This is a genomic window from Bacillus sp. FSL H8-0534, assembly GCF_038005885.1.
GTDB classification, from domain to species: domain Bacteria; phylum Bacillota; class Bacilli; order Bacillales; family Bacillaceae_G; genus Bacillus_A; species Bacillus_A pseudomycoides.
The window spans coordinates 813437-834376 of sequence record NZ_JBBOUC010000001.1 but is presented as its reverse complement, the minus strand read 5'-3'; the positions used below and the strand labels follow the sequence as shown (position 1 = coordinate 834376).

General features: G+C 33.8%; 26 protein-coding genes and 9 pseudogenes. 18 read left to right on the top strand and 17 right to left on the bottom strand.

Features of this window, described 5'->3' with window-relative positions:
* Positions 1-10: 10 nt before the first annotated feature.
* The 4 genes and pseudogenes from MHH71_RS04340 to MHH71_RS04325 form a co-directional block, all read right to left on the bottom strand.
* Entirely contained in the window at positions 11-325 is a 315-nt protein-coding gene (locus MHH71_RS04340; protein WP_016114761.1) for a thioredoxin family protein, read from the bottom strand.
* Positions 326-420: 95 nt separating this feature from the next.
* On the bottom strand, positions 421-792 hold the full coding sequence (locus MHH71_RS04335; RefSeq protein ID WP_029427391.1) for a tyrosine-type recombinase/integrase: 372 nt from the start codon (positions 790-792) through the stop codon (positions 421-423).
* Complete coding sequence (locus tag MHH71_RS04330; protein ID WP_006094770.1) at positions 767-1294, bottom strand: tyrosine-type recombinase/integrase; 528 nt, start codon at positions 1292-1294, stop codon at positions 767-769. Before MHH71_RS04330 ends, MHH71_RS04335 begins: the two co-directional genes overlap by 26 nt.
* A 24-nt stretch (positions 1295-1318) precedes the next feature.
* Positions 1319-1375: pseudogene (locus tag MHH71_RS04325) on the bottom strand (hypothetical protein); the annotation flags it as partial.
* A gap of 111 nt (positions 1376-1486) precedes the next feature.
* On the opposite strand from MHH71_RS04325, the gene MHH71_RS04320 reads away from it, so the two are divergent.
* From MHH71_RS04320 to MHH71_RS04310, 3 genes and pseudogenes are all read left to right on the top strand, one after another.
* The gene (locus tag MHH71_RS04320) at positions 1487-1795 is read left to right on the top strand and encodes a helix-turn-helix domain-containing protein (protein ID WP_033798855.1); all 309 of its coding nucleotides are present in this window, start codon (positions 1487-1489) and stop codon (positions 1793-1795) included.
* Positions 1796-1901: 106 nt separating this feature from the next.
* Positions 1902-2018: an IS3 family transposase gene (locus MHH71_RS04315; RefSeq protein WP_323957796.1), complete on the top strand. Its 117-nt coding sequence runs from the start codon at positions 1902-1904 to the stop codon at positions 2016-2018.
* 40 nt (positions 2019-2058) lie between these two features.
* Positions 2059-2301 (top strand): annotated as a pseudogene (locus tag MHH71_RS04310) (N-acetylmuramoyl-L-alanine amidase); the annotation flags it as partial.
* Positions 2302-2303: 2 nt separating this feature from the next.
* Here the strand turns inward: MHH71_RS04310 and MHH71_RS04305 are convergent.
* The 4 genes from MHH71_RS04305 to MHH71_RS04290 are packed head-to-tail and all read right to left on the bottom strand — an operon-like array spanning position 2304 to position 4905.
* Complete coding sequence (locus MHH71_RS04305; RefSeq protein WP_003203825.1) at positions 2304-2606, bottom strand: contact-dependent growth inhibition system immunity protein; 303 nt, start codon at positions 2604-2606, stop codon at positions 2304-2306.
* 12 nt (positions 2607-2618) lie between these two features.
* Positions 2619-4229 (bottom strand): RNase A-like domain-containing protein, encoded by a 1611-nt coding sequence (locus MHH71_RS04300; RefSeq protein ID WP_033798856.1) that lies wholly within the window; start codon positions 4227-4229, stop codon positions 2619-2621.
* Complete coding sequence (locus tag MHH71_RS04295; RefSeq protein ID WP_006094777.1) at positions 4226-4588, bottom strand: DUF3958 family protein; 363 nt, start codon at positions 4586-4588, stop codon at positions 4226-4228. Before MHH71_RS04295 ends, MHH71_RS04300 begins: the two co-directional genes overlap by 4 nt.
* Positions 4589-4629: 41 nt before the next feature.
* Positions 4630-4905 carry a TIGR04197 family type VII secretion effector gene (locus MHH71_RS04290; RefSeq protein WP_033799647.1) on the bottom strand — a complete coding sequence of 92 codons (276 nt, stop codon included), beginning with the start codon at positions 4903-4905 and terminating at the stop codon, positions 4630-4632.
* Positions 4906-5198: 293 nt separating this feature from the next.
* On the opposite strand from MHH71_RS04290, the pseudogene MHH71_RS04285 reads away from it, so the two are divergent.
* Positions 5199-5312, top strand: a pseudogene (locus MHH71_RS04285) (N-acetylmuramoyl-L-alanine amidase); the annotation flags it as partial.
* 72 nt (positions 5313-5384) lie between these two features.
* Here MHH71_RS04285 and MHH71_RS04280 read toward each other — a convergent pair.
* Positions 5385-5852 carry a DUF2691 family protein gene (locus tag MHH71_RS04280; protein ID WP_033799648.1) on the bottom strand — a complete coding sequence of 156 codons (468 nt, stop codon included), beginning with the start codon at positions 5850-5852 and terminating at the stop codon, positions 5385-5387.
* 168 nt (positions 5853-6020) lie between these two features.
* Here MHH71_RS04280 and MHH71_RS04275 point away from each other — a divergent pair.
* Both MHH71_RS04275 and MHH71_RS04270 read left to right on the top strand, forming a co-directional pair.
* Positions 6021-7087: pseudogene (locus tag MHH71_RS04275) on the top strand (N-acetylmuramoyl-L-alanine amidase).
* Between the two features lie 4 nt (positions 7088-7091).
* Positions 7092-7382: a tyrosine-type recombinase/integrase gene (locus MHH71_RS04270; RefSeq protein ID WP_006094782.1), complete on the top strand. Its 291-nt coding sequence runs from the start codon at positions 7092-7094 to the stop codon at positions 7380-7382.
* A 241-nt stretch (positions 7383-7623) separates the two neighbouring features.
* Here the strand turns inward: MHH71_RS04270 and MHH71_RS04265 are convergent, their stop codons facing one another.
* A complete protein-coding gene (locus tag MHH71_RS04265) occupies positions 7624-7962 on the bottom strand; it encodes a hypothetical protein (RefSeq protein WP_006094783.1) in 339 nt (112 codons plus the stop codon).
* Between the two features lie 16 nt (positions 7963-7978).
* Complete coding sequence (locus tag MHH71_RS04260) at positions 7979-8329, bottom strand: polymorphic toxin type 50 domain-containing protein (protein WP_006094784.1); 351 nt, start codon at positions 8327-8329, stop codon at positions 7979-7981.
* A 14-nt stretch (positions 8330-8343) separates the two neighbouring features.
* On the opposite strand from MHH71_RS04260, the gene MHH71_RS04255 reads away from it, so the two are divergent.
* Complete coding sequence (locus MHH71_RS04255) at positions 8344-8793, top strand: replication-relaxation family protein (RefSeq protein WP_240517031.1); 450 nt, start codon at positions 8344-8346, stop codon at positions 8791-8793.
* 51 nt (positions 8794-8844) lie between these two features.
* Here MHH71_RS04255 and MHH71_RS04250 read toward each other — a convergent pair whose 3' ends face one another.
* Positions 8845-9459, bottom strand: a complete 615-nt coding sequence (locus MHH71_RS04250) for an insecticidal crystal protein CryET29 (RefSeq protein WP_006094786.1) — start codon at positions 9457-9459, stop codon at positions 8845-8847.
* Between the two features lie 451 nt (positions 9460-9910).
* On the opposite strand from MHH71_RS04250, the gene MHH71_RS04245 reads away from it, so the two are divergent.
* The 4 genes and pseudogenes from MHH71_RS04245 to dut all read left to right on the top strand — a co-directional run.
* On the top strand, positions 9911-10306 hold the full coding sequence (locus MHH71_RS04245) for a hypothetical protein (RefSeq protein WP_018782199.1): 396 nt from the start codon (positions 9911-9913) through the stop codon (positions 10304-10306).
* Between the two features lie 1274 nt (positions 10307-11580).
* Positions 11581-11805 carry a hypothetical protein gene (locus tag MHH71_RS04240; protein ID WP_006094788.1) on the top strand — a complete coding sequence of 75 codons (225 nt, stop codon included), beginning with the start codon at positions 11581-11583 and terminating at the stop codon, positions 11803-11805.
* Between the two features lie 378 nt (positions 11806-12183).
* Positions 12184-12426, top strand: a complete 243-nt coding sequence (locus tag MHH71_RS04235; RefSeq protein ID WP_033798857.1) for a DUF3947 family protein — start codon at positions 12184-12186, stop codon at positions 12424-12426.
* Between the two features lie 153 nt (positions 12427-12579).
* Positions 12580-12927 (top strand): annotated as a pseudogene (gene dut, locus MHH71_RS04230) (dUTP diphosphatase); the annotation flags it as partial.
* Between the two features lie 333 nt (positions 12928-13260).
* On the opposite strand, the gene MHH71_RS04225 reads toward dut, so the two are convergent.
* Positions 13261-13440 carry a hypothetical protein gene (locus MHH71_RS04225; protein WP_006094791.1) on the bottom strand — a complete coding sequence of 60 codons (180 nt, stop codon included), beginning with the start codon at positions 13438-13440 and terminating at the stop codon, positions 13261-13263.
* 573 nt (positions 13441-14013) lie between these two features.
* Positions 14014-14178, bottom strand: coding sequence for a hypothetical protein (locus tag MHH71_RS04220; protein WP_033798858.1), 165 nt, complete (start codon positions 14176-14178; stop codon positions 14014-14016).
* 446 nt (positions 14179-14624) lie between these two features.
* Here MHH71_RS04220 and MHH71_RS04215 point away from each other — a divergent pair, with 446 nt between their 5' ends.
* The 6 genes and pseudogenes from MHH71_RS04215 to MHH71_RS04190 all read left to right on the top strand — a co-directional run.
* Positions 14625-14813 (top strand): hypothetical protein, encoded by a 189-nt coding sequence (locus MHH71_RS04215; RefSeq protein ID WP_078212166.1) that lies wholly within the window; start codon positions 14625-14627, stop codon positions 14811-14813.
* Positions 14814-15072: 259 nt separating this feature from the next.
* A pseudogene (locus MHH71_RS04210) lies at positions 15073-15153 on the top strand (cell division protein FtsK); the annotation flags it as partial.
* 333 nt (positions 15154-15486) lie between these two features.
* Complete coding sequence (locus tag MHH71_RS04205) at positions 15487-16140, top strand: DUF6944 family repetitive protein (RefSeq protein WP_016114779.1); 654 nt, start codon at positions 15487-15489, stop codon at positions 16138-16140.
* Positions 16141-16347: 207 nt separating this feature from the next.
* Positions 16348-16665, top strand: coding sequence for a hypothetical protein (locus MHH71_RS04200; RefSeq protein WP_003199857.1), 318 nt, complete (start codon positions 16348-16350; stop codon positions 16663-16665).
* A gap of 32 nt (positions 16666-16697) precedes the next feature.
* Positions 16698-17006: pseudogene (locus MHH71_RS04195) on the top strand (transposase); the annotation flags it as partial.
* A pseudogene (locus MHH71_RS04190) lies at positions 17002-17355 on the top strand (ATP-binding cassette domain-containing protein); the annotation flags it as partial. The pseudogenes MHH71_RS04195 and MHH71_RS04190, both read left to right, overlap by 5 nt.
* A 269-nt stretch (positions 17356-17624) precedes the next feature.
* Here the strand turns inward: MHH71_RS04190 and MHH71_RS04185 are convergent.
* Entirely contained in the window at positions 17625-18971 is a 1347-nt protein-coding gene (locus MHH71_RS04185) for a hypothetical protein (RefSeq protein WP_006096838.1), read from the bottom strand.
* Between the two features lie 142 nt (positions 18972-19113).
* Here MHH71_RS04185 and MHH71_RS04180 point away from each other — a divergent pair.
* Positions 19114-19566 (top strand): annotated as a pseudogene (locus tag MHH71_RS04180) (glycoside hydrolase family 5 protein); the annotation flags it as partial.
* 89 nt (positions 19567-19655) lie between these two features.
* Here MHH71_RS04180 and MHH71_RS04175 read toward each other — a convergent pair.
* Positions 19656-19778, bottom strand: a complete 123-nt coding sequence (locus MHH71_RS04175; RefSeq protein ID WP_018768008.1) for a hypothetical protein — start codon at positions 19776-19778, stop codon at positions 19656-19658.
* Positions 19775-20869, bottom strand: a complete 1095-nt coding sequence (locus tag MHH71_RS04170) for a response regulator aspartate phosphatase (protein WP_006096840.1) — start codon at positions 20867-20869, stop codon at positions 19775-19777. The genes MHH71_RS04175 and MHH71_RS04170 overlap by 4 nt, the downstream gene beginning before the upstream one ends.
* Positions 20870-20940: the final 71 nt, after the last annotated feature.

The following is a 20940-nucleotide window of genomic DNA, read 5'->3' as shown; positions in this document are numbered from 1 at the left end:
TTCTTCTATTTTAGTATGCTTCTAAAAACTCAGTAACTTGCTCTTCTGTTTTTGCGTTCGCACTATGTAAATGACCAAGTTTTTCACCATTTTGATACACTAATAAGCTAGGAATTCCCATTACTTGATACTCTTCTGCAATACTTGGGAACTCATCTTTATTAATAGAATACCATTCGAATTTCTGGAACTCTTCCATTACATCTCCGATAAAGTTATCCATCCGTACACAATCTGGGCACCATGTAGTGAAGAACTTAACTACTACTGGCTCCTCGCTTGCGATAATGTCCTTGAATTCCTTTTCAGACTTGATTTCTTTCATGTTTTTCGCTCCCTTTACAATTGTTTTATTTTGTATTTTTTTAGGTGGTAATTTCATTAAAAAATCGAAACTTCTAACGAATTTCTAACGAATTTCTAACGAACGGTTTTATTTCCGAACAATTCGTTTGCAAATTGGTCCACCGCAGTTTCTTGAAGTCCTGGTACGACATGTGAGTAGGTGTCTAATGTGATGCCTACTCTTTTATGTCCTAAACGTTCACTTACAATCTTCGGATGAATACCTTGTTTCAACATTAAAGTTGCATGAGTATGCCTTAGATCTTGGAACCGAATATCAGGAACCTCACTTTTCTTTATAAGCTTTTTCCAGAGCTGTGTCAAACTTCTGAAATTGCAAGGATTACCATTAAAGGTAGGGCAGACTATATCATAATCGTTATATTCACTTCCGTAACGTTCTTTTTCTACTTTTATTCGTTCATGATGTTCTTCTTTCAAAATCAATGTCTTTCCATTGTAGACCTAGTATTTCACATTTACGCATTCCACAAGTGATTGCAAGAAGATAAGCTACATAATAACGACTATCCTGAGCATTTTTTAAAAAACGCAGTACATCTTCCTCAGACCAAGTGTTTACTGTTTTTTCTACCCCTTTAGGTGGACTTACAACATCCGCAACATTCTTTTTAACAATTTTATGTCTCATTGCATAAGAAAGGGCAGTACGAATAATCTGATGTATACTTCGTACCGTAGTGGGCTTCATACTTTCTGATAGATCACTATAAAATTTTTCAAGATCTATACCCTTTAATTTTTGCATTGGAATGTTACTGAGTTTTGGTATAATACGATTATTAATATGTTTACGATAGTTATAGTACGTGGTTTCTCTAAGCTTTATCTTCCTAGCTTCAAGATATTGAATAAAGAATTCACGTGCTCTCATTTTTGTGGGCTCGATATACGAGCCTTCTTCAATTTCTACGATTCTTTTAGTCATATCGGTTTGCGCTTCTTTTTTCGTTTTATATCCTGAAAACCATTTTTGGCGTCTTTTGCCCGTTTCAGGATCGGGACCAATGTCTACTATTATTGTCCACTTCGAACCTGATATTATCTCCTTAAGGTAGACAGTGTAAAAAGACCATGAACAAACATGGATGTTACACTTCTACTTGGAGGGGATTTTATTATGGTTAAAAAAGGGGTTAAATTTCAAACTTATTCAGATGAATTAAAGATACAAGTTGTAGAAAGTTTTTTAAATGATGAGGGTAGCCAATCAGCTATAGCGAAGAAATATGGGCTTAAAAGTAGAACACAGTTAATGGATTGGGTTCGGAAATATCAAGAAACAGGCGGTATTTCAGACTCACGGGGAAAAAACAACGGTAATAAGGGCTTCAAAAACCCCTTGAAAGGTCGTTCTCGTACGAAATTCGATAGTATGGAAGAAGAATTAGAATACTACAAGGCACAGGTGGATTACTTAAAAAAGTAGTATCCAAATCTGTAAAAGATGTCATTGCTCAGTTAAATCGTTCCAGTTACTATAAGTGGCGTTTAACACGTACTCAAAGACAATTACGCTTTTCAAAGGAGATACATTGCGTGAACAGATTCAAGCAATTGAAACATACATCTATCATTATAACTACAAACGATTCCAAAAACGACTCAACCATCGAGCTCTGATTGAATATCGAATCTCGATGGCTGCCTAATCTTTTTTTAAAAGCTGTCTACTTGACGGGGGTAAGTCCAGGAAAACGCGTTGTTTCTAAAGTAGACAACCTTCGTTTCTATAATTCTCTATCTTGGCAGGATAAAGATGTGGCTGGTTCAGTAGATGCAGGATTAGGTTTTACAATCGATGTAAAAATAACTGTCAATGGATCAACACAATACAAAGTACACAATTCGAAAGGGAATACGTACTATATTACGGCTAGTGAAATTTTAACAAAGCCGACTCATATCACGTTGAGTCAGCTTTGTTTATTGTAATTTTATTTTTTACTTTTTAAAGCTTCTTTTAGTGTTTCAAGGGTCTGTTTTAACCATTCTATAGGTGTTAAGTTTAATGCTGGGTAATAAATATAAGTATTATATTTAATAAATTCCTCTTTTTCGCTATCAGTTAAATTACTGTTTAAAAATGAAAGTATATCATTTTTAGTATTTTCAATACAGATTTTAGTAACTTCCATTATAAATTCATTAAGGGCTTCCTCAGGCGATTCAATGTCTTGGTGAAATGTTCCTGCTAAAAAATCACCTAATTCTTCATAAGGGTTATATCTATCTTCCATATAAATTCTCCTCTACTTTACTGGATATCCTGTTATAATAAAACTTCCTTGGTTATTTTTTTTCAAAACAATTATAGCATTTTCCACATCTAAAGCACTATTTGATCCTCTTTCGATATATCGTCCAATTATAGTATTACCTTTATATCTTAGCGGTAAAGTTAGTCTGCTATTAGGATTGTTTAACCACCTATTTATTTTTGCTATATTTTGCGGATTACCTAATACTTCATTAGCTACTCTCTCTGCTGTAGCTCTATCAGTGAAAGTTGATGACCCTGTTATTTTAGAATCATTCTGTAATCTTTGCAACAACTCTGCATCTGTTTTTCCAACGTGTTTCTTGAGTAAGTGGCCACCTCTTTGGCCATTTTTTGCCTCATGGGCATTTAACCCTCCTCCTGGAGCTAACGGACTAGTATCTCCTGGTTTTACAGTATTAGTATCAACTCCCCTAGCAAACCGATAAGTCGATAGCTTTTCTTCAGCTTGTTTAAAATCAGGTATATCGAATCTAGAGTGTATATTATTTCCACCAGCAAATGCAAATCGGTCTTTCAATGGTAACTGATTTGAAACAGATGAGATACCTTCTGAGAATTTTGCTAGATTCACACTTTCACCGAGTGTAGTTACTTTCCCTACTTTGCTTATCCCTTTATCCCCAATCCATCCTAATCCAAGTTCCATAAAAGCATTTGTTCCCCATTTTGCAATACTTTCTGCATCACCATGCCAAACATCATTCATAAATGAATCCGAAAAAGTATTCCACGCAGTAGAGACTGTCTCTAGGGGATGGCCTATAGCATACTTCATGTTTTCTTTTGCTACTGTATCGTCTAGTGAATCAAAAAATTCTACGATTCCTCCAATAAATTGTCCAGAACCATTCCAGACACCACTCACAACTTTTTCAAGTATATTTTTTTCAGAAGTACCATCTTGTAATATATCTGATTCTACTACATCACTCGATTTAATTCTATTATCCAAACGAATATTAGTATCCAAATATTCTTGAATAGAATCTGCCCATTCCATATTCAACCCTTGCGTACTAAATGTGCCACTTGCAAGACTAAACCCTTTTCCGCTTTGGACTTCGGCAAGGCCTGTCGCAATGCTAGCAGCTAATTGAATTGCTGTATTATACTTATTGCTAGATGTTTGATTGAACTGATACAAATGATCTAACTTTTCTTGCAGTTTTTTCCTCATGACAGTAAAAAGATTCGCCATAGCGTCCATACCTGGGATTGGCATAGTTTGACTGACAGCTTCCATACTTGTTTTCATTCGGTCAATTTCTTGAATTTGTTCTAATATTTCTTGTTCGATTACATCTGTGGAAGCGACTTGTGATTGAAAATCACTTGGAAAAGCATCATTTTGACGAATTAATTCTTCACACAAATAAATAATTCCTTGTGCTAAAGGAAGAAAGGCTTCTACAATAAAAGCTTTTGCACTATCATATGTTTGTCCTTGCAAGACAGTATCGCTTGCGAAAGCGTCAATCGACTGAATGGCTTGTTCCATACCTTGAATGGTAGCAGTACATACAGCGTTCATGCTTTGAGTCTGATTTTGTACTTCTCCCAAATACATATTTAAACTCATGCATTGACCTCCCTTACTAATTGTTGTTGCTGATAGGAAAGGTCGTTTTCTAAATCACTAAGGTCTCGTCTTTTTTTAAGCAACGTTTCTTTTTGATTTTCCAATTCGAATGTAAGTTTTCGCTCAATGTGTTGTGCTTCTTGACGCGTATTCATAAAAAAATGAGATAATTCTCTATCACCATGCCAAGTTTCTAGAATTCGGTTAAACAAACGGTTACTTCGATTTTTCCATTCGTGAAAATCTGCTTCCGCTTGTTCCTGAGTTTGAATCGCAGATTGATTCCGGTCCTGCTCTTCGAATACACTTCGTAATTTTTGATTTAATTGTTTGATTTGGTTTTCAATATCTTGACTCATCTTTTTCCTCCTATCGTTTTACCTTTACGAAGGTGGCCACATTAGCGAAAAGTATTTTGAAGTTCGTTATCCATTCTCTCAAACTCGTTAGCTACCGAATGAATATTATCGACTGCTTGTTGGAAGGCGGCACAAAATTGTTTCGTTAGATCTAAAGCTTGTTGGTTCGCCTCTTGTGCTTTGGAATTAACAGATAGCGTAGTACGCGTCGCCTTTGTTATAGACCGATTTGTCGCACTCTGGATCGTATTCGAAGCTGCTTTCATCTGCGTAGCGATTTGTTGTGCCGCTTGAAAATTACTTTGAAATTGTCCCATCATATAAATCCTTTCTATATTTCTATGAACGTATTAAGGAAGGGAAGTGCCTAGTATGTATGTCCATTATCCTGCTGTTCTTCATAGGAACACTCCTGGAAAAATATTGCGAATTTAATTATAACAATAATTGGCTATGTTTTCCTTGGAAAATTCCCTTTTTATAACATGTGTGTTTTTTACAGTCTTCAGTCGGTGGGGGAGAGTTCATAATGAGAGAGAGGACTTTTCCAGGAATGAAATGATAGATAAAGAGATTAGATATGGCTTGAATAGTAGAGGTTAGTATAGTATTTATAATTGATGCGAATGTAAGTGTAAATGATTCTTGTCAATACAAAGTACACAACAGCAAAGGCAAAACATACTATGTAACTGCAAGTGAAGCCTATGTATATGTGAAGTAATGTGAAAGAGGGATTCCTTATATTTTGGGAATCCCTCTTTTTTTATTTAAGATGCGTTAGATGAATGCCTAGTTAAAACGTTCCACTAGTATTTTCTGTTAAATACTTGGTATCTAAATAACCAAGATCCTGAACATGTTGATACAATGTCTTTAGTAAATCCTCATTTTTACATAAAATACTAATATCAAAACCGTCGACTATACTTAACAAAAATTCACAATCACTATTAATAAAATCTGTTGCTGTAGTTACCCACGTCGGGCTACTCTTTTTCATATCAGGGAAAGCAACCATCGTTAAGAAAATTAAATAATAGTCTTTATTTTGTAGTGTTTCTTCCAACTTATGTCCTGCGATGAAACGTTTATTATCAAACAACATCTCGTTTGTAAAATTACCACATTCATCTTTAACGTGTATTTCAGCATCATCTATTTGCCACATATAATCTTGAAAATTAAAAGGTTCTAGTAAACTCAATATGGATAAATTGAAATTTTCATCTTCTGGAGCATGGAAATGTATCCCTATATTCATCATATGATAGTCTCCTTCTCTAAAACTTATATTTTTATATATTGAATTATTGATTTATACAATATAATAGCATTATAATCCTAATAAAGTAAATGGAGGGTAAATTTTGAAACTATTAACGAAATTGGTATTATCCATCTTTTTATTCGTAACATTTGTATTTAATAAATGAAAAAAACAATGAAACTAGCTTCCTCTGTATTTATGACTCTATTGCTCCTATTAAGTTTTGCTACAGGGGCGTTTGCTGATAGAACGCTTATTATTCCTGATTTACCAAAACAGCCATACTGTTATGGCGTTGGTGTTTATGAAGGCGTTGTGGCGCATAGTATAGCGACTCCAGAAGCTCCGGCTATTAATATTCAAAAATATGAAACTCGTACATGGCGAAATGCATTCGTACACTATGCAGTCGATTGGAACGAGACGATTCAAATCGCGGATACAAAGTACACTACTTATGGCGGTGGACCCGCTGCTAATAAACGTTTTGTACACGTAGAACTTTGCGAAACAAAAGATTATGAGAAGTTTAAACGCAGCTACGATAAATATGTGAAGTTACTAGCTAAAATCTTACGTGACCGTGGCTTATCTGTAGAAAAAGGATTGTGATTCACTATGATGTAACGAAGTATCTTGGTGGTACAGATCATGAAGATCCACTTGATTACTTAAAGTCTCACGGTGTATCAGAAGCTCAATTCCGGGCAGATGTGAAGCGTGCATATAGTAATTCTAATGTTGATGTTTCTGTTCCAAATCAACTATCTAAACCAGAAGAAATACCTACTGCTGTGGCAGATGGTGTTGCTTATATTCAAGGTTACAGTGTGAATTTACGTAAAGGGCCAGATACAAGTTACTCTGTTATTCGTCAGTTGAATAAACCAGAATCTTATGTTGTGTGGGCTGAAAAAGAAGGATGGTTAAATCTTGGAGGGAATCAATGGATTAAATACAATCCTTCTTATGTGAATTTCGATAAGAAAAGCACAGTGGATGCATCTATTGTAGGGAAACGTGTTGTTTCTAAAGTGGACAACCTACGTTTCTATGATTCTCCATCTTGGCAGAATAAAGATGTTGCTGGTATTTTGTATGCAGGATTAGGGTTTACAATTGATGTAAAGGTAAAGGTTAATGAATCACCACAGTACAAAGTACACAATTCGAAAGGGATTACGTACTATATTACGGCTAGTGAGTCTTATGTAAATTGGTTTAGATAACGGTATGGGAAAAGTACCGATTACAAACGGTACGAAAAATGCTATTAAACGATGGGTTTCCGTTAGGGGAGAAGCAAGTACGAAGCAATTATTCTGTAATATATCTGGTGAGTTGTTTAAACAGCGAGGACTACACCAAATGATTGCTCGTTATGGAAGGATGGCGATGATAGAGAATGTTAGAGTAAGCCCGCATACGTTTCGTCATACATGCGCTAAGTTTTACTTAAAGAATGGTGGAGACTTATTTTCTTTACAAAAAATACTGGGTCATACAGATATTGCAATGACGTGACGTTACGTACAATTTATGTACGAGGATGTTGTAGCGCTTCATAAACAATATTCGCCAATAAAATCGTTGGAATTATAAATAGCTTTAAGGTATAACGTCACTTTTAACAGTGGCGTTATATTTATGGTATGTATTTTTTATTATTCGAATATCGGTTAACATATAGTCATAAAAAGTTTTATGACTATAAAAACCTTGAAAAGCTAAAAGCCAATCAGGGTCAAAGTTTAAGTAGTGATTATTATTTATGATCTTCCATTTCCCATACTTTCTTTCCATCCGCTAAGAATATTGCACTTGGGGGATCATCATAGAGAGAAATTTCAACCAATGAACTTCTCTCTTGTCTTAACCAATCATATACACTGCCTTCGTTAGTAGCAGGAAGGGATAAAATATGATTTACTTGAAATGCAACTGCATAATATTCTGTATAATTCACATCATCGTCATCCAACCCATTGTCTGTTTCAAAGAGTGTGTCTGGTTTACCGATAATCTTTAATCCACTTTGCCATTCTATTATCAGTTCACTACCTCCATACTCATCTAATGTTTTTATTAAAGAATTATATTCCATTTGTATCATCCTTTTCTTATGGTTCTAATGGTTTTGAAGGAACTATGTGCGCACCGTCTTTTCCATAGTGTATCATGCCTCTAGTAGTCTCTATATATTTCCCAGTTTGCATATCATAGTATTTTCCTATTACTTGACCAAAGTCTACTCTTTCTCTACCGTTTTTTAATACTGTACCTTTCCCTGCAAATTTGTCAAGCAATTCTTGTGCTGTTTTATTATCACCATAGAATATACTCTTGTTTTTACCGTTTGCTACTTCCTGCTTATAGTTTGGTGTATTAGGAATATGTTTCTCTTGAGATGTGCGTACATGATATGGGTGGTATACGGAATGCAAATAGGATAATGGGTGAATTGAAACCATATGTCAGTTAGGCGATACACGGGAAGGAGTATGTATATTATCTCAATAAAGAAGGTCATTCGTTGTTTGGTGAAGGTGCTGTTGTTTCAAGAGGAAAAATGGCACATGCATTGCTACGAAATGAAGCTTGGTTACATTTGTTCTGTCCAGATGATTGGCAAATAGAAACGAAAATACGTTATAGAAAGAATGGAGAGAAAAAGAAGATTATTCCAGATGTAAAATACAGTGATGAAGAAGGGATACTTCATGCAGTTGAAGTAGATCGTTCACAAAAAATGAAGATTAATGAAGAGAAGCTAAAAAAGTATGAAGAGTTTACGCAAATTTATAAGCAAAAATATAATGGAAAGGTGCCAATTATTCATTTCTTTACAGTTACAAAATATAGGGAAAAGAAATTGGAACAGTTAGCAGCAAAATACGATATATATGTGAAGGTCTATGTGATTCAAAGTATATAAGAGTGTAGCAAAAAATAACCGCCCCTCTACTTATAAGTAGAGGGGCGGGGATTACGAGGGATAAACATCTTCAAATTTAATCCCAACAAGCATATGTTTCATCATTATAAGGCATTGTGCACTATCATTAACTGTGAAAGAAAAAACTTCCTGTTTAGTTTTTTTTACAACCAAAACATCAAAACTAATTGCTAAAACGTCTGTAAGATAGTCTTTGTCCTGAGTATCTATAGCGATTAAAATATTATAAGTATATCTTGGAAAAACACTCCCAGTGTTATACCAGAAGATCCATGGTTCAGCATCTTGCTTATTTAAATTAATAAACATGTTAGTAATAGCATCGGTCACCTGACTCACAATATCTTGGTTTATACTTTCTCCCCAACGATAAGTAGGAAATGCTAATATATCTTTAATAATCATATTGCTAATTTTCTCAATCAATTCTGAAATTTGAAGTGCTTCTCCTCCGATGATTGCTTCCTGTGACGACTTTAAAAAGTTTATATCACGATTTGATTCTAGCACGTTGACTAGAGTGCGAGGATCAGTGAAATCATTAAAATCCATATCCAATTCTTCAAAGAATTTCTTTAATTTAAGAACCTGTCCAAAATGTTCTTGTTTCACAGCAAACACATTATGAAAGTGATTATTCCCCATTTTTCAACAGTCCCTTCTAGATAGAGCATAAGACAGATATATGATGGGAATTCCAATATATAACTATTTTTTGTTTTAAAATGTGGTACTGTACCTTTTCGAAAATAAATTGTCCTAAAGTTTTGAAGAATAAGATTGTTTAGGTTCGTTTTTTTTGTTCACTGTAGTTTGAATAAACAGTGAACAATTTCGTATGTTAAGGATGTTCAATAGACAGTATCTAATGTTTGTTATAGTACTTTGTTTTTAAGTAATGGGTTTGGAAACTAATTTTTGATCATATTTCTGTTAGTTTCGTTAAAAATAAATAAAGTTTCTTATAGGACGTTGTCCATTATGGACAAACTATATAGGGGAATAAATAGATAAACGGAAGAGTAAATATAATAATATATTCTTAAGTGAATAGTTATTTTCATAATTGGTACAAATTTATATTTGGAGGCGTATTATGAAAAAGAAACTAATTGCTATATCAGTTGGTTATATTTTAATCTTAAGTGCATGTGGAAATAATAATGAATCTAGTAAAAATGAGTATAGGTTTAATGGTACCTGGGAATTGATAGACAAGACTAATACAAAATGTCCACCTACAATCGTGTTTTCAGGGAAAGATAAGATGGTATGGAAAGGACTCACTAAAGAGGGAGATAAGAAAACTGCGGAGTTACAATATACAAGAATATTTGAGGATGAATTCCAAGTAAAACTTACTGATCTTAAGGTTAATGGAAAAACAACAGAAAGCAGTGAAGAAGAAAAAACTACTGTTAAAATGATAAGAGATAATGATAGGTTACGCCTTGTGAATAATGGTAATTCTTGTACTTATTCATTAAAGTAATTATTTATTTTAGATATCATTTTATTGATAATGCGTTTAAAAGTACTCTTTAATGAGTGCTTTTTTTATTGGATAAATTGGACTTCTAAAAAGATATGCTCGACTTTGAGCTTATTAAGCACAGTGGAAGGGGATCACGAAAAGCGAGTCCCTTCTTGGGGCAGCGCCACACCACCATCAAGTTAAGATTTTGAAGTATCTCCAAAACGAAAAAAGAATTTATTACGTAGCCATAAACATAGGTAATAATGTTTTTAGTTATTAGGGAGTTCAGATAAAATACTACAAATCATCAATTAAATTATGGGATTTTTAAAATCCCATAATTTAATTGATGACTTGCGTCATAATGGCAGTGAGAGTGATGAGTAATAGAAGAAATACAATGGAGGTTTTTAGTAGAAGAAATATAAAAAAGTGCTAACAAGTTTGCAAACAGAACTGCAAACCAAACGAACACTTCCAAGTAATGGTATGAGTAAAAAAATAAGGACAAGCAGTCGTACCTGCCGTCCTCATTAGGAGAAAGATTACCCTGGATAAAAACCACGAATAATCAGAAAACACGCTCGTAAATAGTGTTAACGTAAATTTAAATATATATACAACAAAATGGGATAAGCAAAAAATACTTATCCCAAGAAGGGTAATTTAGGAGAAATTCAAAACACCAAAATGACTCGTATTGGTAAATAGGTTCGTTGATAGTATATGTGAAATGAAAAAGATTATACGAAAAGCAGATAGCTCTTTATGCTATCTGCTTACGTTGAAAATTATGTTTTCTCAAAAAACAATAATACAGCAACTCACTTATGGGTAGTTTGTGTGAATTAAAAAAGTTTATACGAAAAAAGGGCAGACAACGCTTTTGGTTGCCTGCCGGTGGGTTGAATGAGTTAGCGAATTGCAATAAATTGCGTTCTCATTACAAGAAGAGTGAAGCCGCTAGTTCGGACGGCTTAAGGATAGTGTGGGCTAAGAAATATGAATTTATGTGAAAAATGTAATCTGTTACGTCCAAATGAAGAAATAAATAGATATTCATCAGACAAGGGAAATGGAGCATATCTTTAATGAGGTGTAGAAAACTGTCAAATTGGGAAAAACCTTAAAAAGCTAGGCGATAGCCTAATCGAAGAGAGAACGGAGAATATGGCTGAAGAGAGAAATTGGGATCAAATCTGTACAAAGGCTGAGAAGTTACGTGCAGCTGATGAAAAAAGTGGACTTGGGGGAAAATCGCTGAACAGTTTGGTGTTGCGGAAGGGAATTTGTACTACTATATTTCTAGAAGACGAGAAGCAAAAAACATACCTAGAAAGCGTGTAGGAGCTCTGGAAGTTCCCTTAGCAACCCATCTTCTAAGCGGAGCGGTTCAGGATTTAAATGATGTAAGAAGTGGAGCATATAAAGTAATGGAACAGAATCGTGAGTTATCGAAAGAAGTTGAACAGCTGCAGAAAGAACTTCTAGCAGAAACAACAGCGAGATCGTGAGGATGATTACAGCTCTTTATTAAATGAATTCAAGTATCAAATTTGAATTCCATACAAATATACAGAGATCATCCTATAAATAAAAACTCTACTCTCATCATATAGAGAGTAGAGTTCATGGATGCAGTTGCTGAGTTCTCGGGATGGTGAACACCAGCAACTAAATAATATCATGAGTATTCAGAAAAAACATCGAGTGAATGTTTCCGATTTTTCAAATAATAGTTAATTAGAATGAAATGAATAAAAGCATTATTTGAATAGAAAGAGATTAGGGAGTGACAAGATGAGAAGTTTCACAAATTATCAACTTTAAATCAATATGCATAGTATGAAAGATGGAAGGTGAGAGTATTTACGAGGAGGGGGGGAAAACGAATGTTTCCCAATTATTTTTACAATGAAATGCGAATGCGTCCTTTAGGAGGGCAGGGTCCTGCGCAAAGTACAATTCAAGCTGTTCACCAGGCTATGCAAGCACAGCAACAAGCGTTACAAGCACAACAAATGCACCAAAGTATACAACCTCACTATTCATCACAATATTATTACCCGATGTATATTACACAGGAGGGAATACTTTTTTCAGGGATTCCGCATGAAACTGTATATGGTTTATAGCAAATAATAACAGGAGACATTGCTGTTCGATGGACACTTATTCATAAATAATTTAACAAAACGCTTTTTAATTAAGTTTCAGCTTAACAAAAGAGGATCTGCCACGAATAGCAGACCCTCTCTTAAAATGGCAAAGAATAACTCTTACCTTACTCTTTTATCTGGCGAGGAGAAACGAAGGTTGTGCCAACAGGATTAGCTTTTGAGATTCCACCAGGATACGAATTACAAGTACGACCACGTAGCGGTATGAGGCGTGACACGAAGCTACGAGTGATATTAGGTACGGTTGATAGTGGTTTTAGGGGAGAAGTTGGTGTCATTGTTGATAACGATGAACGAGTATTGGGAGTGAATATGCAGGCTCATGTTATTGAAAGAGGAACGCGCATTGCTCAAGGCGTTATAGCCCCAGTGGAAACAGCACATTTTGTGGAAGTGGACGGGCTATCGGAAAGCCAAAGAGGTAAAAACGGATTCGGATCAACAGGAACTAAGTAATACCAAATTTAAATTTTCTTCAGGCTGAAAATTTAATGAAACAAAAAGTAATGAATAAAAGGAAAAATCCCTGGGGGACAGGGATTCGATAAGGGAGATATTGTCGTCGTGCAATGTCGAAATTTGGCATATTCAACAAATTAATATTATCACGAATTTTTAGGGGATTGTGATAGTGGATGTGTCAAAAATGTGTACGGGTTTCATATACAGGCGTTATTTTACAATTATCTCGGCCGGGCCCTTCATAAGGAAGAAAGTGGTTTTAAGGATTTTTAAGAAAAATAAAAAAGACAGCCGATATTTGCGACTGAACTCTTTTTATAAAAATCTTTATTTATCTTCAAGAGGTTTCATAACACTAGATGGAAGTTGATTGGTTGGAGCTAATACAGATTCTTCACTTGCTGATTGAAGTGTTTTTAACTTTAGGAGTACACCTGCCTCTGTAGCAATTTCGTCCTCTTTTGCTTGATGGCTTGATGTAGATATATTTTCATTCGCTTTCTCCATTTTACATCCCTCCTTATTACATGTAGGTATACAAGCGACATAATTGTTGAAAATTACTAAAGTGTTTTTTAGTATTGCACTGATTATGAATAAAATGTATTGAAAAATCTTTTAGTAATAAATGCCGTTGTAACAATAGTATAGGATAGATTTAAAATATTATGCTGGATGGGAAGAGAGATGGAAATTAAACAAAATAAAAGTGTTATTTAATAGCAAATAAAAAGAGAGAACACATATGAATGTGCTCTCAGAAAGGTAGATTTTTTATGAGAAAGGGTCTACATAAAATAATATATGCTTGTCTCAGTTAAATATGAAAAAAATCAACAAAAACGCTATTTTGTATGTAATAAAAATGCCCTCTTTCAATATGAGGGCATATGAGTAAGCATGTCTTATATCCATAATATATGCTTACCCTATCAAATAGTGACAAGTTAATAAAAATAAAAGAGCAGCTAGCAAAAGCTAACTGCTCGGCTCCAATGGGGGGACTGGAGAAAGATTATTGTATCTACAGTATTGACAGAATATTGAATTTTATTCAAACGGAAATGTTTATTAGGGAAGTCACACCAAAATCTTTGTTATTAGCCATGTGACTCCTATAAGAATTAAAAATTCAAAGGATATTAGAAATGCGTTTTTCTGTGGCTTTTTAAATTCTTTTATCAAAGCGAAAAATGCACTAATTCCTGCAAGAATAAAAATAATGAGTCTCAATGTATCTGGCATGTTCAACACTCCTAAAATTTAGTTAATTAAATTATAAAGTGAATTCTTTTTGTGTTAAAAAATGTTATTTAAAATTAAGGGGAAATTAAGCTCAATTTAAACAAAATAATCCTTTTAATAGAAAGCGAGGAACAAGTTAAAAAGGTTTCGAAAATGATTAAAATAAGATCAATTATCCTAGGTGCTGCCGTGATCGGTTTAGCGTCTTATTTGTTGTTAAGGAAAGATAAGGGGTGAGGGGGTCGACCAAGAGGCATGTAATTTTGGGCCATAGATTGTATTTTATCTCCATTAATAGATTGTAGTGTAACTGACTTTAAAACTTGAAGATTAGATATGAATATTATTACTCTAAAATACAGAATATAGACTAATAAACAAGCTGTTTTTTGTTTTTAATCATAGAATATGATGAATCCTATTGTGAAGAGGAGGTAATCATATCTATGAGATGTAATTGTCATTTTAATCGCTTTCGAGATTGCGGTAGATTTTGGGATAACTTAATGTTCTGTAGATGCAGACATAGAGATTGTGATGACCGTCGTTGTAGACGCGACTGTGATTGCGATGATTGTCGTCGTAGACGTAAACATGATCGTGATTGTGATCGCGATGAGCGTCGAGAGTGGTAAATTTTTTTGAAAGAGTGCTTTTCTTCAAAGCACTCCTTTTTGTTTATGGATTTTCTGAATTCTTTATTGATAGTAGTTATTTAATAGAAAGAATGTAGTTGTAATTCAATTTAAGGGCTAACAAAACAAACGAACACAACGAACAAAAATAGAGGAGGGAATTATGGATTCTAAAGTAACGTTTACTATGCAAATGAATGGTGAGAGTAAAGATGCAACTGCATATGTGAGTTGAATTACCAATTTAATACAGTAGAGAAAATGGTTTGTTCCTATTGGTCAAAGTCTAGAAAAAATCATTTATCATGATTTTGATGAAACACCACACATGGCAATTGGATGAAGAATTTAGTAAATTGAAAAAAGTTTTATAAATTGCACACCTTTTGAACTAGGCAAGCATATATTGAAGTATGGGACAAGCGTAAATCGCTTTTTTCATACTCATTGAAAACTCCTTATCACGAAAGAGCACTGTCGAGTGCTCTTTTTAATTTGGAATATATACATAGGTGAAAAAGCTTGGAGAAGTCATTTCATGCACAAAATGAAATGTATGAAAATATAATGGGAAAATGTAGGGAAGACATAAATGTTATTATTTTACAAGTGGGTATTGATGTCCGTGAATCCATGATAAATAAGATGATTCTAATATAGGTGGATGAATAATATGAATCCAAGAAATTTAACGGTTACGGGAGCATGGTTTCAAGTAGGTGGAAATACGATAGCTGCCATTGGAACTACAAGAGGGTTTATAGGAGAAGAAAATGTTGAAGAACCACTTGTAATTGTAGGTGGATCATTACAAGCTCTTGGATATATACTGCAATTGATAGCGTTAAAAGATTCCTTTGAAAAACAAGGGATGAAAGTAGAAGAAACTGCACTGAGTAAAGAGGAACAAATGAAACAAAGAAATAAATCTTTGGAGAAAACAGGGATTGAATTATTAGCTTTAGGGAATGTTTCAAATGTAATAGGAACGTTTTTTAATATACAAAAAGAAATGGAAGAGAATGATTATCTCATTATCACAGGAAATAGTCTACAGTCTATTGGTGCATTTGTAGGGGTAGAGGTGGCACTGAATGAGGAGCCTGAAATTCCATGGTTGATTGTAGTGGGTAATTCACTACAAACGCTAGGAGCTGGATTGCAAGCATTTCAAGGCATACACAACATATCCAAGGAAAACCAAATGATTGAGAAAAATGATAGAGAAAAAGAAGATGAGAGATTCGTTGGACTAATTGGTATTTGGATACAAGCAATCGGTACAGCAGTTTCAGCAATTGGAATCACACAAATGATAGAGGATTGAGTTTGAAACTTTAGCTATCGAGAAATTAGTATGAAGATTCATATGAATGGAAGGAAATATTTCATTCTCTTTTAAGGTCGGACAAGGACTTTAGGGAGAATTATTTTCTATAGCTCAATTTTTGGTAATTTAAAAGAATAAAAGATGTTTTATAGTGTAGGTTTTTCTTCTTTCCTGTCGAAGATGTAATAAAAGGGAGGTAGTAAAATGGCACAGTTTGAAGTTGGAAAAATCACTTATTTAGGAGAGAGAAAAGAAGAAATAGATTTTCGAATAGCTTATGTAAGGATTGATGACTATTTAGACTGGGAAGTCATTATACGTGGAACTACTGATAAAGATACAATTTTTATTGAAATAATGAAGAAAAATGAGCAACCAGTATTTGAATTTATTACTACTGAAGGTGAAGTTCTTCAAGGTAGGACAAAAATAGTGAAATTTATCCCGAAATTAATTGATACAGAAATTGATTTATTTGGTATTGGAAAGTTAAATGGTTATGAAATAAAAAGCGTCCAATAGGACATAGCCATCAAGTTAAGACTATGTATAATTTTCAACAAAAACAACCAACGCGTCTAATCATCTATAAATTAACAGAATCTGAACATACAAAACGATTAGAACGGCATAAAAAAGAAAAACGACGAATGCCTAAATACGCGAGTGGTATCAACTTGTTTATTACAAAGATAAATGAAACTGACATGACGGCGCATAAAATTTATCAATTCTATTCTCTTCGTTGGCAAGTTGAAATTTTATTTAAAACATGGAAATCTATTTTTGGTATTCATGCGGTAAAAAAGATAAAACTCGAGCGATTCCAGTGCCATTTATATGGACAGTTAATTGCGCTATGTCCAACAAGATACTTCTCATTTGAAGGGATCGTTATCGGACTTTATTGAAGAGCACGAGATTGATGAGACGTTATTTAAATCCATCCTACGTAAGATGGGTTTTGACCGAATTCAATTTGAGAAAGATATATCTCATTATTCTGGTGGACAAAAGAAAAAGCTGCTTATCGCTAAAAGTTTATGTGAAAAAGCTCATTTATATATATGGGATGAACCATTAAATTTTATTGATATTTATTCGCGTATGCAGATTGAAGAGCTTATTCAACAATTTAATCCCACAATGGTTATTGTTGAGCATGATAAGGCATTTCAACAAACAGTTGCAACAAAAACTATATCTATATAGTTCAAAGTGAGTGATTGAAGATATAATCAGTAAATCAAGTCATTAAACTATAGGGCGCTTTAATGGAGGGATGAAAAAAGCCTAATTTCTCTACAATCAATTGAGAAATTAGGCTTTTTAATAGGAAAAGTAGGGTACATATTAACAGAATGCACTCATAAATGGGAATATGATATAAGACCATAAGGTTTTCCTACTATTCCCTTTAGGGGGGAGTGTCAAGTAATGATGTTATTTGTTGTATATGAAGAATTAACTATTCTTTATAATTATAGTGCAGAGCTATTAGATAAACACTTTCCTACATATAGGCCACTTGCTGCTGCTTGAGATAATGAATGAGTAATACCTGAACAATCTCCAATTAAATATAATCCAGTAATAGTTGTTTCAAACCTTTCATTGATTTTAATCGTAGGAGCATAAAATTTCCCATCAATTCCATATAGTAAAGTATCCTTATCGATAGGTTCTCCGATAAATTGTTCTAAACGTAGTAAAAATTCTTTGAGTCCTTCAATGTATAATTGAGGGATTTCTTTATTAAGATCTCCATAATCCCCCTGTAGTGTAGGTTGTATATGATTATATTTCATCATCTTTTCCAAGGTAGGTTGTCCCTTCAATAAATCCTCCAAACGCTGTACAACAATTCGATCTCGTCCTTGGTTAATTCCTTTTATAATTGTACTCGCGTATAAATTTGCTTCTGTCAGAGTAGGGAAATAACGTGGGATAAATAACGTGAAATTTAAGTTAGAAGTGCCGGTTCTTTGTTCTCGAAAATTTTGTCCATCAGGCATAACTAAACCTTCTTCATACTTACGAACAATACGCCCTTTGGGGTTCATACAATAGGTAGTTGCTGTGAAATTGTCATCTTGATAAGAGAGTTTTGTTTCAAATGTGTCTTTTAATATTGAGCGTAATTGATGTTCTTTCATCTCTACTCGAATACCTAGGTCTACACGGGTCTGCTCCTGTGCAATTTCAAGGGAAGAGCACATTTCTTTTAACCAATCCGCCCCGGAGCGTCCAGTTGCAAATACTAATTGCTTAGAATGAACTATTCCTTGATTTGTAGTAATTTTAAAATATTGTTTCTGTTTAACAATATGTTGTACATTTATGCGAAACTGGATATCTATCTTGTCACGTAAATATTTGTAGAGTTGCTGAAAAATGTCGATCGAAAGTGTAGTACCTAGATGCCTTACTTGTGTTGTTAGCATTTGTAAACCACATGCTTCGGCTTTTTTGATAATATTTGGATTGTCTGTGGAGTATTTTAGAACTGAATTTCCACCAAAACGACATAGGATCTTATCTACTTCATCCATTAGTTTTATAAAAACTTCTTTACCTATTTTTTTCTCAAGTTCTCCTCCAAACCCGTTTGTGTAATTAAATTTCCCTTCAGATTTTCCTAGACCACCAAAACCAAAATATTTGTCACATGCATTACAGTTACATAATTCCCCTTGTTCTAAAGGACAATTTCGATATTCTAATGGCTTACCTTTATCAAGAATTAAGATATTTTTGTTGCTTTGGGCTAATGCATAAGCCATAAAAACAGCGCTTACTCCAGCACCGATGATTGTAACATCATACATATTTTTTCACCTGCTATTGAATAGTTTGCTTGCTATTTTCCTAGTGTATAACAAATTTTCAACGTTTGGAAATGGCTCACATTGATTAGAGAGGTGAATGTTTTTTTATCTTAATTTCCAGAAGGATCACCGTTTGTAATATAAAATGCTTTACGCATTTCATATGTATGAGCCGTATGAATTAACAAGTCAACGAGAAAATCAAAATAAAGAGTATCAATATCCTGGGATTGTAAAAGTAGGAGATTTAGAGAAACCTGTTATGTGGAATAAAAAGGGATTAGAAAAATTTTCGCATCCTATTCACCAGTGGTCTAAGAAAAATCATGTACCATCTAATCGAATTATTGCTGAGGAATTTGGAATTAATCGTACTGTTCCAGGAGCCACTCAATATATGAAAGACCTTATTTCTATATTCAATCAAAAAGGTTGGCATCAATCGTTCTACGCATTTCGTGAAGATACTTGGACAGGAATGAATTATGAACTCGGAACAGGAAAGATAAAATGGGACGAAGAAGGTAAGCCAATACGTCAAGAGAATCCACTTTGGGATGTATTGAAAAATGATTTGCAATCTCACAAGAAGTAAAAATGTCATTAAAGTTAAAAAGGGTGGTACGGGATTATAAAAAAGAACGCTTTCCCACTTTTGGGATTGCGTTCTTTTTTGTTAATAATTCAACCTGTATCACCGTCGGCTAAACTTTGTATAAGATTAGTAACTGTTTGAGTTCCAACTGAAGTATGTGTGCTTACTGCTAGAAATGTAATCAACAGCATTCCTAATAATACTTTTTTCACTTTAACGCCTCCTTTTTAAAAATTTCTTTTTTAGCTTCATAACTTAAATAGAAATATTTGCTTCCTTGTTCAAAATTTCCTTCGTTATGAAACTGAACTGCTAATGCCTCGGTATATTCTTGAACGTACTCCCATAACCTTTCTGTTTTAAAGTAGTCCATTCCTGCTAGTACTCCTTTTTCTAGTTTTTCAGCAGGAGATTTTTTGTTCATTTCTCTTAGGATTGTAAAGCGATATTGATACTCTTTGTTACCTAAGTCATTGCAGATGGTTAACCCTTTTTCAATGAGTTGGGATGCAATTTCTTCTTCTTTTAGTTTGACATGTTCTTTTGCTTTAACAAAAATTGCTTTGTAATGATGAGGCTTCTTCTCAACAACTTTTGATAAATATCGAATTGCTGAACTAGAAATATTTTGACTGGCATACATTAAACCCAAATTATGACGAACTAATAAGATTGCTTTTTCATTTTCTTGCTTTTGGAATGTCCCCATTGCCGTAATAAAATATTCTTCAGCAAGTTCAAATTCTCTTAAATGTGTACAAGCTAAACCTAATAAATTATCGCAATAAGCTGTTTTGAGTTCATAACCAGTGTGTTCAGAAAATATATCTCTAGCTTTCGTCCCATACTTTATGGCTAAGAGTGCTTGGTAAATATGATAATGATATGTTGCTAAATTATAGTAAAATTCAGCTTGTTCAAGTTCATCAGAGATGTGATTAAGTAATACTTCAGCTTTATCATAGTGCTCTTTAGCAAGATTATAATTACCGATTGCGTTAGAATGAATAGCTTTATAAAAATGATAGTAGTAAGCTAGGGAATTATCAGTTGGCATATCAAAGGATTCAATTTTATCAAAACTATTTTTTGAAATACTCAAATTATCTACTAAATAGTTATATCCGAAATCTAGCAGGTAATAGTAGAGTAATAAGCTTGAGTCTGCCTTTTTATTGGGAATAAGAGTATCAATTTCTTCTTTTAAACAATGGGCATTATTTATATTACGTGAACGTATTTCTTGATACCAATTATTTAATAGTTCTTTAATTTGTTCATTCCCCTTAACTTTGACATTCATGAAAACCCCTCCTTTTTCAAATATTCTTATAAATAATGATAGCAGGAATACAATGTAATAGAAATTAAGTT